General features: G+C 70.2%; 14 protein-coding genes, 1 pseudogene and 1 riboswitch. Of the genes and pseudogenes, 8 read left to right on the forward strand and 7 right to left on the reverse strand.

Translation table 11 applies throughout. The features are described 5' to 3' along the window. Positions 1 to 469: 469 nt before the first annotated feature. The 4 genes and pseudogenes from ACIPEK_RS27020 to ACIPEK_RS27035 all read left to right on the forward strand — a co-directional run. Positions 470 to 838 (forward strand): annotated as a pseudogene (locus ACIPEK_RS27020) (transposase); the annotation flags it as partial. Positions 839 to 943: 105 nt separating this feature from the next. Then, positions 944 to 2,554, forward strand: coding sequence for a phosphodiester glycosidase family protein (locus tag ACIPEK_RS27025; protein ID WP_402001131.1), 1,611 nt, complete (start codon positions 944 to 946; stop codon positions 2,552 to 2,554). Positions 2,555 to 2,609: 55 nt separating this feature from the next. Then, on the forward strand, positions 2,610 to 3,638 hold the full coding sequence (locus tag ACIPEK_RS27030; protein WP_402000927.1) for an alpha/beta hydrolase: 1,029 nt from the start codon (positions 2,610 to 2,612) through the stop codon (positions 3,636 to 3,638). Between the two features lie 216 nt (positions 3,639 to 3,854). Then, positions 3,855 to 4,136 carry a hypothetical protein gene (locus ACIPEK_RS27035; protein ID WP_383071948.1) on the forward strand — a complete coding sequence of 94 codons (282 nt, stop codon included), beginning with the start codon at positions 3,855 to 3,857 and terminating at the stop codon, positions 4,134 to 4,136. A gap of 262 nt (positions 4,137 to 4,398) precedes the next feature. Here the strand turns inward: ACIPEK_RS27035 and ACIPEK_RS27040 are convergent, their stop codons facing one another. Continuing rightward, positions 4,399 to 4,569, reverse strand: coding sequence for a hypothetical protein (locus ACIPEK_RS27040; protein WP_402000930.1), 171 nt, complete (start codon positions 4,567 to 4,569; stop codon positions 4,399 to 4,401). Positions 4,570 to 4,835: 266 nt separating this feature from the next. Further along, positions 4,836 to 4,930: riboswitch (TPP riboswitch) on the forward strand. Here ACIPEK_RS27040 and ACIPEK_RS27045 point away from each other — a divergent pair. The 4 genes from ACIPEK_RS27045 to thiD all read left to right on the forward strand — a co-directional run bounded on the left by ACIPEK_RS27045 (position 4,922) and on the right by thiD (position 8,658). After that, positions 4,922 to 6,328 (forward strand): purine-cytosine permease family protein, encoded by a 1,407-nt coding sequence (locus ACIPEK_RS27045; RefSeq protein WP_402000933.1) that lies wholly within the window; start codon positions 4,922 to 4,924, stop codon positions 6,326 to 6,328. It overlaps the preceding riboswitch by 9 nt. A 52-nt stretch (positions 6,329 to 6,380) precedes the next feature. Then, complete coding sequence (thiM, locus tag ACIPEK_RS27050) at positions 6,381 to 7,190, forward strand: hydroxyethylthiazole kinase (protein ID WP_402000936.1); 810 nt, start codon at positions 6,381 to 6,383, stop codon at positions 7,188 to 7,190. Next, positions 7,187 to 7,864 carry a thiamine phosphate synthase gene (thiE, locus tag ACIPEK_RS27055; RefSeq protein WP_402000939.1) on the forward strand — a complete coding sequence of 226 codons (678 nt, stop codon included), beginning with the start codon at positions 7,187 to 7,189 and terminating at the stop codon, positions 7,862 to 7,864. The genes thiM and thiE overlap by 4 nt, the downstream gene beginning before the upstream one ends. Next, positions 7,861 to 8,658 carry a bifunctional hydroxymethylpyrimidine kinase/phosphomethylpyrimidine kinase gene (gene thiD / locus ACIPEK_RS27060; RefSeq protein ID WP_402000942.1) on the forward strand — a complete coding sequence of 266 codons (798 nt, stop codon included), beginning with the start codon at positions 7,861 to 7,863 and terminating at the stop codon, positions 8,656 to 8,658. The genes thiE and thiD overlap by 4 nt, the downstream gene beginning before the upstream one ends. A 342-nt stretch (positions 8,659 to 9,000) precedes the next feature. Here the strand turns inward: thiD and ACIPEK_RS27065 are convergent, their stop codons facing one another. From ACIPEK_RS27065 to ACIPEK_RS27090, 6 genes are all read right to left on the reverse strand, one after another. Continuing rightward, on the reverse strand, positions 9,001 to 10,815 hold the full coding sequence (locus ACIPEK_RS27065) for an ABC transporter ATP-binding protein (RefSeq protein WP_402000945.1): 1,815 nt from the start codon (positions 10,813 to 10,815) through the stop codon (positions 9,001 to 9,003). Beyond that, on the reverse strand, positions 10,802 to 11,800 hold the full coding sequence (locus ACIPEK_RS27070; RefSeq protein WP_402001134.1) for a hypothetical protein: 999 nt from the start codon (positions 11,798 to 11,800) through the stop codon (positions 10,802 to 10,804). The genes ACIPEK_RS27065 and ACIPEK_RS27070 overlap by 14 nt, the downstream gene beginning before the upstream one ends. Next, the gene (locus ACIPEK_RS27075) at positions 11,697 to 12,071 is read right to left on the reverse strand and encodes a TetR/AcrR family transcriptional regulator (protein WP_402001137.1); all 375 of its coding nucleotides are present in this window, start codon (positions 12,069 to 12,071) and stop codon (positions 11,697 to 11,699) included. The genes ACIPEK_RS27070 and ACIPEK_RS27075 overlap by 104 nt, the downstream gene beginning before the upstream one ends. A gap of 59 nt (positions 12,072 to 12,130) precedes the next feature. Next, positions 12,131 to 13,738: an MDR family MFS transporter gene (locus tag ACIPEK_RS27080; RefSeq protein ID WP_402000948.1), complete on the reverse strand. Its 1,608-nt coding sequence runs from the start codon at positions 13,736 to 13,738 to the stop codon at positions 12,131 to 12,133. A gap of 57 nt (positions 13,739 to 13,795) precedes the next feature. Next, the gene (locus ACIPEK_RS27085) at positions 13,796 to 14,401 is read right to left on the reverse strand and encodes a TetR family transcriptional regulator (RefSeq protein ID WP_402000951.1); all 606 of its coding nucleotides are present in this window, start codon (positions 14,399 to 14,401) and stop codon (positions 13,796 to 13,798) included. A gap of 69 nt (positions 14,402 to 14,470) precedes the next feature. Beyond that, positions 14,471 to 14,866, reverse strand: a complete 396-nt coding sequence (locus ACIPEK_RS27090) for a DUF6281 family protein (RefSeq protein ID WP_402000954.1) — start codon at positions 14,864 to 14,866, stop codon at positions 14,471 to 14,473. Positions 14,867 to 15,106: the final 240 nt, after the last annotated feature.

Raw genomic sequence — 15,106 nt, forward strand, 5'->3', positions numbered from 1 at the left:
GTCGGGGTCGCGATCCAGGGCTGAGGCGTCGACCGTTCCGTCGCACACCATCAGCAGCGTCACCAGGTCGGCGGGCAGGCCCACCCCCTCCGCTCCGCACCGGCCTTCGAGGTGGTCAAGCCGATCCCGCAGGACGTTCTGCAGCCCATGGCCGAGGACGCCTTCGACACCGACGAGAAGCTGAAGCTGATGTCCGCCGTCCAGGATGTCGTCGAGCGGGACCACACCGACGGGATCCCGTTCAAGGACGTGGTCGAACTCGCCAAGTCCTATGTCGCCCACTACGAGCGTGACCACTGCCGCGCCTGGAAGACAGCCAAGCCACTGATCTCGAACGAATATCTGAGCCAAACGCGCACGAACCACTTCGCCCAGCTGGAGAAGGCGCTGAACGAGGCCGAGCCCAGCGGCGGATCCTGCGGTCTTTCCCGGCTGGTGCGGACGGTGACGCGCAGGGCGTGGCTGCCGGGTGGTGCCTGGGGCGCCGAAGCGCCCAAGGGTGGTGGCCGGCGCCGGTGCGGAGACCGGGAGGTACTGGGCGCGATCATCGTCATGGCGACCACGGGCTGCACCGGGTACGGTTCCCGCCGGTGTTCGGCCCGTCCGGAGCCACCGCGCACTGCTGGTTCGCGGAATGGTCGTGAGCCCGGATATGGGCGAAGCTGCAATATCTGGTTCTGGACGAGTTCGGCTCCGAGGCGAACTGGACTGGCCGAGGTGTGCGATCCAATCGGTCAACATGCGGGCCCTCAAGGGGGACCTGACGGGCCCGAAGCCTGGATCGGGGTCCAAGCGGTTGTCAACTCGTACAGCCGAAGTTCCAGCTCGGTCCCTGCCCGAGCGGAGCCAGGACAACGGACCGAGATTATTGACGTGCACACGCCTTGACTGGCGGTCGCAATCGCACGCACCGTTGCTGGGCCGATCTTTCCGAGGGGGGTACGTGAACAGCAAGCTGCTCGGCGCGTCTACGGTCCTGGCCCTCTTGGCTTTGGTGGGCGCCTTGCCGGTGCCTGCCTCCTCCGAGCCACGGCCGGCACGTACCCTGCCGCTGGGCGCCGTCGGCTTGACCGAGACCCGCAGCACGCGGACGCTGCAGCCCGGTGTCACCCTCACGCGGATCGTGCGCGGTGCCGACGCCCCGGCGCTTGCGTGGACGGTCGAGGTTTCCATACCCGGCGGTGCCACCTCGCCGGACCCCGACGCGCCGCCGACGGCGCTGAAGGACCGGGCGAGCGCCGACGAGCTGACTGCCGACGTTCAGGGGGACGGCTTCGACGCCCGGGTCGAGGAAGTCACGACTCCGGCCGTCGCCGACTACGCCGGTGGAACGCTTGGGTGGCGGGTGCGGGTCGGGCAGTTCGACTCGCAGTCCGCCGCCACGGCCGAGCTCACCCGGCTGAGAGGGGCCGGGTACGCCGGGTCCGTCGTGTACACCGGCTGGGACGGCAACCCCGAGGACCGTGGCCCGTGGCGGATCGACGTGCTCACCATCGACCCGGACCGGTTCCGCGGCGGGCTCAAGGCGTCGTACGGTCCCGATCTGGAGAACCGCGAGAAGACCAGTGAGCTGGCGGCCGCGGCCGGCGCGACCGCAGCGGTCAACGCCGGGTTCTTCGTCCTCGACCCGCGAGCCGGAGCACCGGGCGATCCGGCCGGCGTCGGCGTCTACGACGGCCGGCTGCTGAGCGAGCCGGTCAACGGGCGCCCCGGCCTGGTGATGCGCGACTCCGGCCGGCACAGCAGGATCACCCGCCTCACCTGGAAGGGGCGGGTCGTCGGCCGGGACGCGTCGCAGCCCCTGGACGGCATCGACCGCGTGCCGGGCTTGATCAGGAACTGCGGCGGCACCGCCGACGACACTCCGACCTCGCTGCCCCTGCACGACGTGACCTGCACCGACCGCGACGAGCTCGTCGCCTTCACGCCTGAATACGGTCGGCAGACGCCTCAGGGCGACGGCATCGAGGCCGTACTGGACACCCGCGGACGTGTCCTGGAGCTGCGCTCACCACGCGGCGGACCGCTGCCGGTCGGCGGCAGCTCCGTGCAGGCGACCGGCACCTGCGTCGCCGAGCTGGCCGCCCTGGCGCAGGTCGGCCGGCCCCTGCGCGTCGAGAGAACGTTGCGGGACGGCAGCGGCCGTAAGGTCTCCCCGTCACCGGCGACGAGCATCCTCAACGGCGGTCCCGAACTGGTCCGCGACGGACGCCTGCACGTCACGGCTGCGACCGACGGGATGGTGCAGCCCGGCAACGCGAGCTTCTACTACGGCTGGGTGCACAAGCGCAATCCACGCACGCTGGCCGGGGTGGACGCCGTCGGCAGGACCGTACTGGTCACGGCCGACGGACGCAGCACGAACGCGCTCGGGCTGAGCATCCCCGAGAGCGCCGCCGTCGCCCGGGCACTCGGCCTGCGCGACGCGGTCAATCTTGACGGTGGCGGGTCGACCACCATGGTGGTCGACGGAGAAGTGATCAACGACCCGTCCGACGCGGCCGGTGAACGCCCCGTCGGGGACGCACTGCTGATCCTGCCCGACCGGGGCTGACCCAGCCCGGTCCGAGAACGCCCGAGCCGGCGACCACCGACCGCCAGGAGCCGCCATGACCGCCATCCCGATCCGCCGAGCCCGCCTCCTGCTCGTCCTTGCCGCGCTGCTGCTCACCCTGGCGTCGACCCCGTCGGCGCCAGCCACCGCGTCGACGGTGTCACCTGCCGGGGGAGCGGGCGGGATCGGGCCTTCGTCCCGGGGTGCCGAGGTGGTCGCGGTCACCCAGGTCGCCGACCGGCAGGTCGACCTGTCGGTCCGTTCACCGGCCCTCGGCGGCCGGACGGTGAACGTGCGTCTGCTCACGCCCGATGGCTGGGATCCGGGCGACCGGAGCCGGCGCTGGCCGACCCTCTGGCTGCTGCACGGCTGCTGCGGGGACTACACGTCGTGGACCAGTCGGACCGACGTCGCGCGGACCGACAGCCTGCGCGACGTCCTCGTGGTCATGCCGGAGGCCGGCTGGAACGGCTGGTACAGCGACTGGTGGAACTACGGCCAGGGCGGTGACCCGGCGTGGGAGACCTTCCACACCAAGGAGCTGCGCCTCCTCCTTGAGCACGACTGGGGGGCGAGCAGGAACCGCGTCGTGGCGGGACTTTCGATGGGTGGCCAGGGTGCCCTGCTGTATGCCGCCCGGCACCCCGGGATGTTCAAGGCGGCCGCGGCGTACTCCGGCTCTGTGCACCCGCTGCTCAACGACGAGTCGGTGAACCGCATCATGGGATTCTTCGCCGGTCAGGGCGACGACCCGCTGAGGGTCTGGGGCGACCCGGTTGCGCAACGTGACATCTGGGCGGACCACGACCCATTCCACCTGGCCGAGCGCCTCAAGTCGATCCCCGTCTACCTGTCCTGCGGTGACGGCACCACCGGCCCCTTGGACCCGCCGGGCACCACGAGCGCGCTCGAGGCGGACTTCAACAGGCAGAACCAGGCCCTTGCGAGCGAGCTCGGACGCCAGGGCGCGAAGCACGTGACCACTCACTTCTACGGACCGGGGACCCACGGCTGGCCGTACTGGCAGCGTGAGTTGCACTCCTCGCTGCCGATGCTGCTCCACGCCCTGCGGGCCGACGGCTGAACGGCCATGTGCCGAGATCATCCGCCCGGGCATCCTCGCCGCGCCATGCCCGGCCGTGTCTGGGACGAGCCCCCGGCCGGGCAAGGGAGATCGTGGGATCGTCGCCGGTCACGGCGATCTCGTCTGCATGCTGTGCCAGTTCCACCACCGGCTCGGTCTGGGTGTCCCGCTCCCGAAACCGCACGTCGCCCCGCCTTCGCTGGAAAGATTCGGTCCATGAACGACAGCACCCCTGCCCAGAGGGCCCGCGAGCTGCTTACCCAGGCATCCCAGCACCCGGTTGCCAGTCCTCAGCGTGACGCGCTGGTGGTCGAAGCCGCCGTGTGGGCACGGCTGGAGCACGCAGCCGTCATGGAGCATCACGCAGCCGTCATGGAGCATCACACGGCCGCAGCGGTCGACATCGAGTCCGCCCTGGCCTCGTTCGCCGACCCCGTGCAGAAACTCGGCAGGGAGGTCGGCAACCTGACCGAGCACATCAAGCTCAGCCAGAAGTGAGCGAGCACGCGGAGGGAGGGCATCGCGGTGGTCACGTGCCGCGATGACGGTGAGGCGCTGGGGCAGGCCGCGCGGCGGGCTGCCCTTCGAGACCGCTGAACGCCGATTCGGGGAAGGCTCCGTCCTCGCGCGGTGCACCGACGGTCTCCTCCAGGCACCGGACCGGGACATGGGCGCCGAGCGCGACCAACTGCCCCGCACCATGGCCGGCCCCGTACGACCGCTCGAGCGGCTCTGCGGTGCCGTGGCGACCACCCGGCTGTCAGGTCCCCGATCCGGTGACGCGGCCCTGCTCCTTGCCCGCCCCCGCGTTCTGGAAGCAGGACGAGCCGTCCGCCGGGAGCTGCCGGTCGACCCCGCGCAGGTCGCCCGCGCCCGTACCCTCACCACCCGTCAGCTTGCCGACCGGGGGTGTGGAACCCCCCGTCCTCACCCCAGAGCTGATGGTCAGTCAGCTGGTTGGCCCATGAGGTCTCCGACGGCAGTCCCAGCGCCCCGCACCTGCGCTGCGCGCACCAGCGACGAGGGCGGCCGCGGACTGTTCCCGGTGGCCCGGCTCGCCTCCCGTTGGGGCGCCCACTCCGACCGCGACGGCAAGACCGTCCGGGCCGGGCAGCCCCTTGTTCCTGTCGGAGATCCTTTTGGAGTACCCGCTCCCGGCGATGTGAGGGCCGGAGCGATCGGGTTACTCTGTCCGTCGTACCGGACACGGGGTGCCCCATCCGAGGGCTGAGATCACACCCGTCGAACCTGAACCAGTTCGTACTGGCGGAGGGATGTCTTCCATGCCTTTGGCGCATGTATCCGGCGGTCTGCCCGCCGACGGCCGACAGGCCGTCTTCGACGGACGGATGCCGGCGGCCCCCGGCGACCTCCGTGTCGAAGCGCACGGTATAGAACCGGTCCCCGAGAGCAACCGATACGGCGGTCCCGGACGCCTGTTCACCGTATGGTTCGCTCCCAATCTGACCATGACCGGCGTGTTCACCGGAACCGTCGGCATCGCCCTCGGCCTGGACTTCGCATCCGCGCTCACCGCCGTCGTGCTGGGCACCGTCCTCGGCGCGGTGCCCACCGCCTACCTGGGCACCTGGGGGAGCCAGACCGGTGCCGGGCAGCTGCCGCTGGCCCGGCTCGCCTTCGGCCGCGGCGTGGCGGTGCCCGGCATCCTGCAGTGGCTGTCCTCGGTCGCCTGGGACGCGCTGATCGGGCTGTTCGGCGGGGACGCGCTCGCGCGGCTGTGCGGCTGGCCGTTCTGGCTCGGTGTCCTGGTCATGCTGGTGGCCCAGGGCGTTCTCGGCGTGCTGGGCTACGAGGCCATTCACCGGCTTCAGATCGTCATGACCTTCGTGCTCGCGGCCGCATTCGTGCTGATCGCCTGGCGGCTGCTCGACGGTGTCCACCCCGCCGGCAGCGGCACCGCGCACGGCGCCGACCAGGTCGGTGCGTTCGTCCTGACCAGCACCATCGCGCTGAGTCTGACCCTGTCCTGGGCCCCATACGCCAGCGACTTCAGCCGCTACCTGCCCCGCACCACCTCGCGCCCACGCATGTTCGGGTGCACGCTGCTCGGCCTTGTGGTGTCCTTCGTGGCCGTCCAGACACTCGGCCTGTGGGGTGCCTCGGTGCTGACCGACCAGACCGCCACGGGCGTGGACGAGCTGCTGGGCGGTGGGGCGCTGGGAGCGTTCGGGCTGCTCGCCGTGGCGCTGGCGGCCCTCAGCAGCAACGCCATGAACGACTACAGCGGTTCCTTGGCGCTGCAGACCGTGGGAGTGCGCCTTCCGCGCCCAGCGGCTGCCGCCCTCGCCGCCGTGCTCGGCTTCCCTCTGGTGCTGTGGATGCACGCTGCCGACACCACGGCCCGCTTCCAGAACGTGCTGCTGTTCGTCGGCTACTGGATTCCCGGTTTCGTGGCGATCGTCGTCGTCGACTGGCTCGCCCGGGCCCGGGCGAGGGGCGGCGCCGCGATCGACCTCGCCGCCGAGACCGCCCGGGCACAGCCCGGATGGCCCCCGTTGCTGGCGTTCGTCGTCGCCTTCGCCGCCGCCGTACCGTTCATGGACACCAGTCTGTACGTGGGCCCGCTGGCGGCTGCCCTGCACGGCGCCGACCTCTCGTACTACGTGGCGTTCCTCGTGGCCCTGGCGGTATACGGCCCGCTGCGGCTGCGTCACCGACCGCAGAACTGACCGCCGTCCCCGGCGTCTGGACACCATTTCCTCCCGCACGGAGCGAATCCGAATGCCCTCGACACCCGCCGATCACACCGTCTTCATCCCACAGGCCCTCGCACGCGTGCGGGCGGACTCCCCGCTGGTGCAGTGCCTGACCAACTCGGTGGTCACTGGGTTCACCGCCAACGTCCTGCTGGCGCTGGGCGCTTCACCGGCCATGGTCGACATTCCGGAAGAGGCCGGCCCGTTCGCCCGGATCGCCTCAGGCGTCCTGGTCAATCTCGGCACCCCGCACGCGGAGCAGCGCTCCGCCGTGGTCGAGGCCGCGCGGGCGGCGGCTTCGGCCGGTACGCCGTGGGTGCTCGACCCGGTGGCGGTCGGCGCCCTGCCGGTACGCACCGCGCTGGCACGAGAGCTCCTGGAGCTGCGGCCGGCTGTGATCCGGGGCAACGCGTCCGAGATCATCGCGCTCGCGGGCGCGGGCGATGGCGGTCGCGGCGTGGATTCCTCCCACGGCGTCGAGGCCGCCGAGGAGTCAGCACGCGCGCTGGCCCGTACAACCGACTGCGTGGTCGCCGTGTCGGGGCCTGTCGACTTCGTCACCGACAAGGTGCGCTGTGCCCGGATCGCCCATGGAGATGCCCTGTTGACCCGGGTGACAGGTGGCGGCTGTGCGCTGGGTGCGGTGATGGCGGCCTTCGCGGCGGTCGACGAGGACCGGTTCGCCGCGACGGTGGCCGCCGTGGCCGTGTACACGGTCGCCGCCGAATTCGCCGCGAAGGAGGCCTCCGGGCCCGGCAGTTTCGCTGTCTCGTTCCTGGACGCGCTTGCCGCGCTGGAGGAATCCGACCTCGCCGAGCCGGCGGTGCTCTCGTGACCGCGGCACCGGTGGATCTGTCGGTCTACCTGGTCACGGACGCAGCCCAGTGCGCGGCCCGCGGCCGGAGCGTGGCCGAGACCGTCGCCCTGGCGGTGGCCGGAGGCGTCACCGCCGTGCAGATCCGGGAGAAGCACGCCGCCGGTAGGGCGTTCCTGCGTACGGTTCTGGAGGTGGCCGCCGTCGTCCCCGAACGGGTGACGCTGATCGTCAACGACCGTGTGGACGTGTTCCTGGCGGCCCGGGCAGCCGGGGCGCGCGTCACCGGGGTCCACGTCGGCCAGTCGGATCTGCCGCCGGCCGCGGTACGCGAACTGATCGGTGAGCACGCGGTCCTGGGCCTGAGCGCCGCCACCCCCGACGAACTGCGCGCCGCCGCCGGGGATCCGGCACGCGTCCACCACATCGGCATCGGCGCGCTGCACGCGACCCGGACCAAGGCGGATGCCCCGGCCGCGCTTGGCCATGCCGGTTTCGCCCGCCTCGCCCGGCTCAGCGACCTGCCGGCCGTGGCCATCGGCGGCGTCACCCCGGCCGACCTGCCACGCCTGCGGGATGCCGGGGCGATGGGTGCCGCCGCCGTCTCCGGCATCTGCGCTGCCGAGGACCCCCGGGCAGCGGCCTGCGCATACGCCCGGGCATGGACCTGCAACCGAGAGGAGAGCCACGCATGACCGCGCCGCCCCGCGTGTTGACGATCGCCGGATCCGACTCCGGCGGAGGAGCCGGAATCCAGGCCGACCTGAAGACCATGCTGGCGCTCGGCGCCCACGGAATGAGCGTGCTCACGGCTGTCACGGCACAGAACTCCCTGGGCGTGCAGGGCGCATGGGAACTCCCCGTGGAGGCGGTGCGCGCGCAGTACCGCAGTGTCGTGGACGACATCGGTGTCCAGGCGGTCAAGACGGGGATGCTCTCCTCTCCCGAGCTGGTCACGGTGGTCGCCGAGCTCTTGTCGGACGTGGCGGCCCCGGTCGTCGTGGACCCGGTGAGCGTGTCCAAGCACGGCGACAAGCTGCTGGCCGATGACGCGCTGGATGCCGTGCGGACCGCGCTGCTGCCGGTCGCGACGGTGGCCACGCCGAATCTCGACGAGGTCGCGCAGCTCACCGGCATCACGGTGACGGACGAAGCAGGTATGCGCCGCGCCGCCGCGCGGCTGCTCACGTACGGGCCCCGCTGGGTGGTGGTGAAGGGCGGCCACCTGCCGGGCGAGGCGGCGGACCTGCTGACGGACGGCGAGGCGGAGCACTGGCTGCGCGCCCTGCGGCACGACAACCGCCACACCCACGGCACGGGCTGTACGCTCGCCTCGGCCATCGCGGTGGGCCTGGCACAGGGCCACCCGGTACCGGATGCGGTACGCCGGGCCAAGGACTACGTCACCGCGGCGATCGCGGCGGGGTTCGCGCTGGGGGCCGGCATCGGGCCGGTGGACCACGGGTGGCGGATCCACGGGCGCGCCTGACGCCAGTGGATGAGTCCCGCATCGCCGGGCGGTGCCTGTGTGGAGACGTTCCCGGCTGTTGTCCTGCTCCGCGCCGGATTCCTCGTCACGGAAGCGTCGGCATGAGGGCTGTCCGGCACGTCCGTTTCGGCTCCCTCTTCTTCGGGCCTTGCAGCGCTGCCTGTGCGGGGTCACCTCATGAAGCGCGGCGGGCTGCCGGTGCCGGCCGGGCATGAGGGTCGAACCGCCCGGGCGGGCAGCAGCGGCACCGGGCCGGGGTAACCCCACGAACCAGGCAGAACTGTCCGACCAGTACGGACGACGGTGCCGGCAGGCGCGGGGCCATACCCGCCGGGCTCGCATTCAGTGCAGGTCGGCCCGCGCGGGGGCGTCGTCGAGGAAGCCGCCCGACTGGTGCTGCCACAGCTTCGCGTAGGCGCCGTCCGACGCGAGCAGTTCCTGGTGCGTGCCCTGCTCGACAATCCGTCCGCGGTCGAGGACGACGAGCCGGTCCATGGTGGCGACCGTGCTCAGGCGGTGCGCCACCACGAGCGCAGTCCGCCCCTCCATGAGCCGCCACAGCGCCTCCTGGACGAGGATCTCGCTCTCGGAGTCCAGGGCGCTGGTCGCCTCGTCGAGCAGCAGGATCGGCGCGTCGCGAAGGATCGCCCTGGCGAGGGCGACCCGCTGACGCTGTCCGCCGGACAGCTTGACACCGCGCTCGCCCACCATGGTGTCGAAGCCGTCCGGCAGCGCGTCGGCGAACTCCGTGACGTGCGCCGTCTCGGCCGCGCGGCGGATCTCGGCGTCGGTGGCGTCCGGCCGGGCGAACGCGATGTTGTCCCGCAGCGTGCGGTGGAACATCGCCGGGTCCTGCGGCACGTAGGCGATCAGGCTGCGCAGGTCGGCCTGGCGCAGCGCACCGATGTCCTGACCCCCGATCAGGATCCGGCCGGCGTCGATGTCCGTCATCCGCAGCAACAGCCGGCTGAGCGTGGTCTTGCCCCCGCCGGACCGGCCGACGAGGCCGATTTTCGCCCCGCTGGGCACAGCCAGGTCGAGGCCCTCGAAGAGCGGCTCGGCGCCTGCGTGGGCGAAGGTCACGTGCTCGAAGTGGACGTCGGCGGCCCGGGACAGCAGCGGCTCCGGCGATGCCGGGTCGAGAACGGTCGGTGGCCTCAGCAGCAGTTCGGTGAACTGCGCGGCCTCCGTCATCGAGCTCTCCAGGCGGCGGTAGATCTGGTTGAACTCGAACATGATCCGCGTTGCGTTGGTGTAGTACGTGAAGGCGACCACGATCGCCTCCACGCCGTGCCCGTTCCCGCCGATCGCGACCGCGAGCAGCAGGCCCAGCGCGTTGGTCAGCACGGACATCGGTGCGACCAGTGTGTCGATGCGCAGGTTGCCGTAGTCCCACGACCGCAACGTGAGCCGCCGCGACACCGCGACGCGGGAACGGTGCTCGGCTGCCTCGCGCTCCTCGGCGGCGAATGCCCGGACCGTGTCCATGTTCATCAGGCTGTCGGCGACGTGGCCCGACACCCGGGCGATCGCCTCCTCACGCTGGTCGACGAGCGCCTGGCGGCGGCGGATGAGGGGCGTCACGCACAGCGCCGTCAGTGCGATCATCGCCAAGAGCCCGACAACGAGCAGCGGTTCGTAGTGCCAGAGCACCACCGACCCGAACACCAGGGGCACGAAGCTGCCCACGACCGAGAACGTCAGCGTGTCGACGAACTCCTCGAAGCGGGACGCGAAGCTCAGGACCCGCTTGGTCAGCGACCCGGCGAAGTTGTCGTGGAAGAACGTGGCGTCCTTGGCGAACAGCTCGTCCATGCCGATCACGTACAGGTGCTCGATGCCGAGGGCGTCAAGGCGGTTCAGGCAGTGCAGGCCGACGCGCCACAGCGTCTCCGCGAGCAGCAGGACGCCGGCGAAGCCGAGGATGTAGGGCAGCGTCGAGCCGATGGCGATTCCGGCGTCGCCGGCGATCCGGCCGACGAGCTTCGCGACGAGCAGCGGCGCGATGTAGTTGATGCCGATGTTGCCCAGCGCCGGCAGCAGCATCGCGGGCACCGTCAGCCGCCGGAGCCGGGCCAACTCCCGCCCGTAGTAACGAAGGGCGAGGAGCACCGAGCCCCCGCCGGGCGAAACCTCGCGCGATTCAGGCAATCCCATCCACCCCTGTGTTGTCGTGCGGCAGCTCGTCACGCGCTTCTCCGGGGGAGAAGCCGTTGCCCCATGTCCGTGCGGAGCTTCGGTTCGAGTGAGTGCCTTCGCCCGGGTCGTCTTCCGAAGGCGGGGCACGAGGGCGGAGCCCCCGCGCTGCTCGTGGCGACGCATCCGTGCGAGTACGGGGAGGCCAGGAATCGCAGTGTCCCCCGGGGGCGCCCGCGGTGTCCAAGCGTTTTTTCAGCCGACGGCGACCCGCAGCCGCTGCGCAGGCGCCGACGAGGCCGGCGCCCCGACGAGGCCGGCGCCCCGACGAGTGCCTTGCCGGAGAGCGGGCCCGGACCGGCCCGCGGCTCCAGCCGTTCTCCGCACCGAACCAAGGTGAACACCCAGGCGATCCCCGTTGCCGCGCCGCGCCTGGACGTGACCGACATCGTCGCCGCTGTCCACGCCCTTGAATTCGACTGCTTCGTCCAGGGCCCAGAGGTTGCCGCGGCGGAGGCGGACACAGTGCCAGGTCTGCAGCCCCGAGCCGGGGCCGGGTCCGCAGTAGGGGGCGGCGTGCACGGGTCATCGCTGCACAGACCCAACCCCGGGAGAACGCCGCGCGCCGATCCTTCATCTGTCTGTCGGCATTCAGCCGTGACGTGACCGTGCCACCGTCGCTCCCGCTCCGCGAGTTTCCGAAGAGTCCCGGGCCCATGTGGGAGAGTGCCGATTCCAGCAGCGCTCCGATGTGCGACAGGGTGGTGTCCTCCTTGCCGCACCAGCCCCGCATCGCCACGCCGCCGGCCGCGGCGAACACGGCGACCATCAACTGGGGGCGCACGTCAAAACCACCGGTGTGGATGCCTTTCCGTTCGGCGAGGACCTCGGCCAGCCGATTCTCACGACCGCAAGCGCGGTGCAGCAGTTCGGCGCTCAGGCTCGGCGTCCGGCCGATCAGCCGAAGCAGCGACGCATCGACACCGGATGCGCCGCCCTCCTGCAGAGTGCGGAGGACCGACCGCCCCGAACGCCGCGCGCATCGCGCGCATGGGACTTTCTTCCTCCGGCCGCGACCGAAGAGCCGTCACCAGAGCGTCCCCGCTCGCGTTCAGCGGGGCCAGCACCAGATCCTCCTTGGCGGGGAAATGGCGGAAGACCGTGCGCTGGGGGACCTCCGCCGCGTCCGCAATCTGGTCGACGGTGGTCCGTTCGTACCCCTGGGTGAGAAAGAGCCTGGCCGCCGTGCGCGCCATGTCCTCACGCGTACGCCGCATTTTGCGTGTCCGCAGATTCTGTCCGGGCACCGCGGTACTCCTCCTGGAGCTCGGTGGGCTCAGTGCGTCGGGGCAGCCTGCTCCTTTGCTGCGGCGGCGTTCTCCTCCGCGAGCCGCTCCATGCCGCTCTGCGTCTTGAGCGGCTTCTCCTTGATGAACAGCACCGCGATCAGGGCGAGAAACGCGAAGGGGGCTCCGATCAGGAAGATATCCGCGGTCGCGACCCCGTACGCGTGCTCGACCACCTGCCGGGCCGGTTCGGGAAGAGTGGTGAGGTCGGGGACGCCGTGTCCGGCGCCCCCGTTGTCCGCCGCCCCGCCGAAGCCCTTCTCCATCTCGCTCGCCACCCGGTGGCTGAGCACGGCGCCCAGCACGCTCGTGCCGATCGCCCCACCGAGGCTGCGGAAGAACGACAGCACAGAGGTCGCTGCGCCCAGCTCCGACGCGGGCACGTCGTTCTGAGCTGCCAGCACCAGGTTCTGCATCAGCATGCCGACGCCGACGCCGAGTACCACCATGTAGGTGCTGAGCAGCCCGAACGAGGAGTCCGCGCTGATCGTGGCCAGTAGGCCCATGCCCGCGGTCATGATGATGCCGCCCGCGATCAGGAAGCCCTTCCACTTGCCCCGGGCGGAGATGATCTGCCCGGCGACGGTCGTGGAAAGCATCAGACCGAGGATCATCGGCAGGCTCATCAGGCCCGCGACGGTCGGCGACTTGCCGAGCGAGATCTGGAAGTACTGGGAGAGGAACACCGTGCCGCCGAACATGGCCACGCCGACCAGCAGGCTCGCCACCGTCGTCAGCGTCACGGTGCGGTTGCGGAAGATGTCCAGCGGGATGATCGGTTCCTGAACCCTGGATTCGACCAGGACCGCGGCGACCAGCAGGACCACACCGGTGGTGACCAGGGCGACGGTCTGCCACGACGCCCAGTCGAACCGGTTGCCTGCGAGGGTCACCCACAGCAGCAGTGCGCTGACCCCGCTCATGATGAGGACGGCACCGAGATAGTCGATCTTCACCTCTCTGCGGACCATGGGCAGCTTCAGGGTCAGCTGGAGCAGCACGATCGCGAGCAGGGCGAACGGCACACCTATGAAGAAGCACCAGCGCCACCCCAGCCAGGAGGTGTCCACGAGCACGCCGCCGATGAGCGGTCCCGCGACGGTGCCGACGGCGAAGACGGCGCCGAAGATGCCGGAGTAGCGGCCGAGTTCACGCGGGGGAATGATCGCAGCCATCACGACCTGGGCGAGCGCGGTGAGACCGCCCGCGCCGATGCCCTGCACGACACGGCTCACGATGAGCAGGCCGACACTGTGCGAGAAGCCGGCGACGAGCGAGCCGACGATGAACATCGAAAGAGAGAGCTGGATGAGCAGCTTCTTGTCGTAGAGGTCGGACAGCTTGCCCCAGATCGGGACGGTCGCCGTCATCGCCAGAAGCTCGGCGGTGACCACCCAGGTGTATGAGGACTGGCTGCCGTGCAGATCGGCAATGATCCTGGGAAGGGCGTTGGAGACCACGGTGGAGGCCAGGATGGCCACGAACATGCCGGCCATCAGGCCCGACATGGCCTGGAGTATGTGACGACGCGTCATGACTGGTGCGGCCCCCTCGGGCGCACCGGCGGTACCGGTTTCGGGTGTGACGGCAGCGGTCATCGGCTGACGGTCCTCATTCTCTGGTGAAAGGCCCCCGGTGGGGGCTTCGGATGTGCTTCAGCCGCTCAGACCGGCGGCCAGCGAGGCGAACGCCTCGCGATAGATGCTCTGGAACGTGCGGGTACGGCCGGAGGCCACCCAGAGCTCGACGGCGGCGCGCACGGCAGCGATCGTCACGTGCGCGAGAAGCCGAGGGTAGAGATCGGACTCGGGATCCTGGCCGAGGCGCTCGGCCACGACAGCGACCAGCGCGCGTTCGTCCGCGCCCTGGGCGGCCAGGAATCCGGGCAGCAGCGAAGGACTCGTCCTGAGCACGGCCATCTGGAGCTCCCAGCGTTCGTGATCCTCCTCGATATGGGCGAGTTCCTGACCGATCGCCTCGCGCAGAGCAACGAGTGCCGTGAGTTCCTTCGGTGCGTTGAGCACCGCCCGACGGGCCCGCTCTGCGCTGTCCTGGTCGGGACGGGTGATCGCGTCTTCCAGGCACGGAAAGTAGTTGAAGAAGGTGCGCACAGAGACGCCGACCACATCGGTGACCGCTTCCACGGTCATGTTCTCGAATCCGCGGTCCGCGGCCATGCGCAGTGCCACGTCCGCGAGGGCGTCACGTGTCGCACGCTTCTTACGCTCGCGCAGCCCGAGCGGCATGTCGTCGGCACTCATAAAGGTGCATGGTATGCAATTTTGCGCGGTGTGCAAATTCTGTCGGTCGCCACGTGATCGTGGGCCGCATCAGGAGCCGTCGATCAGTCTTTGTACCTCGGGCGGGAGTTCTGAGCCGGAGTAAGCGGCGAAGAACGTGGCTTCTTCAGGTGTGTCCCCGACAGCGATAGCCACCTTGGAGGAGATGCCGTCCACCTTGTAGGCGGTCTCCGTCGTGGCCGGCTCCTCGTCCTTCTCTCGGCCGCCCGTGTCTTCGCAGGGTGGTTTGGTGGCGGCGCCGAGCTTCGTCCCGACCGTGAAGTCTACGTTCGCCACGTCCCGATACGATCGGTCCTGGTAGATGAACCGGTTGACGCAGGAAGCCGATTCTTTCCCGCCGCTGTTGCTGCCGGCGGTGCACGCGGCTGCTGACATCACCATGGCCGCGGCCAGTAGCATGCCTGTGTATCGTCCGGTCCGGCTCATGGGAGTCCCCCTCAGTAAATGCCGCGATGAGCGAGGATGTCTCCCTTGCCGAGAGTCCTTGCCTTCGTTGTGCATGTAAACGAGATCGTGCACATGATGAGGCTCTCGAGTCCCGAACCGACCTGCTCCAGCCCGGAGATGTGTCCGGCCTCGTGAGGGCTTGTGGTCCGCCGGGGCGGCCCCGGTGAGTGCCACATCCGGTCTGAGTAATGAGCACCTGCCCTGGCAAGTCGACAACCT

The sequence above is a fragment of the Streptomyces sp. NPDC088246 genome (assembly GCF_044741025.1).
Taxonomy (GTDB): domain Bacteria; phylum Actinomycetota; class Actinomycetes; order Streptomycetales; family Streptomycetaceae; genus Streptomyces.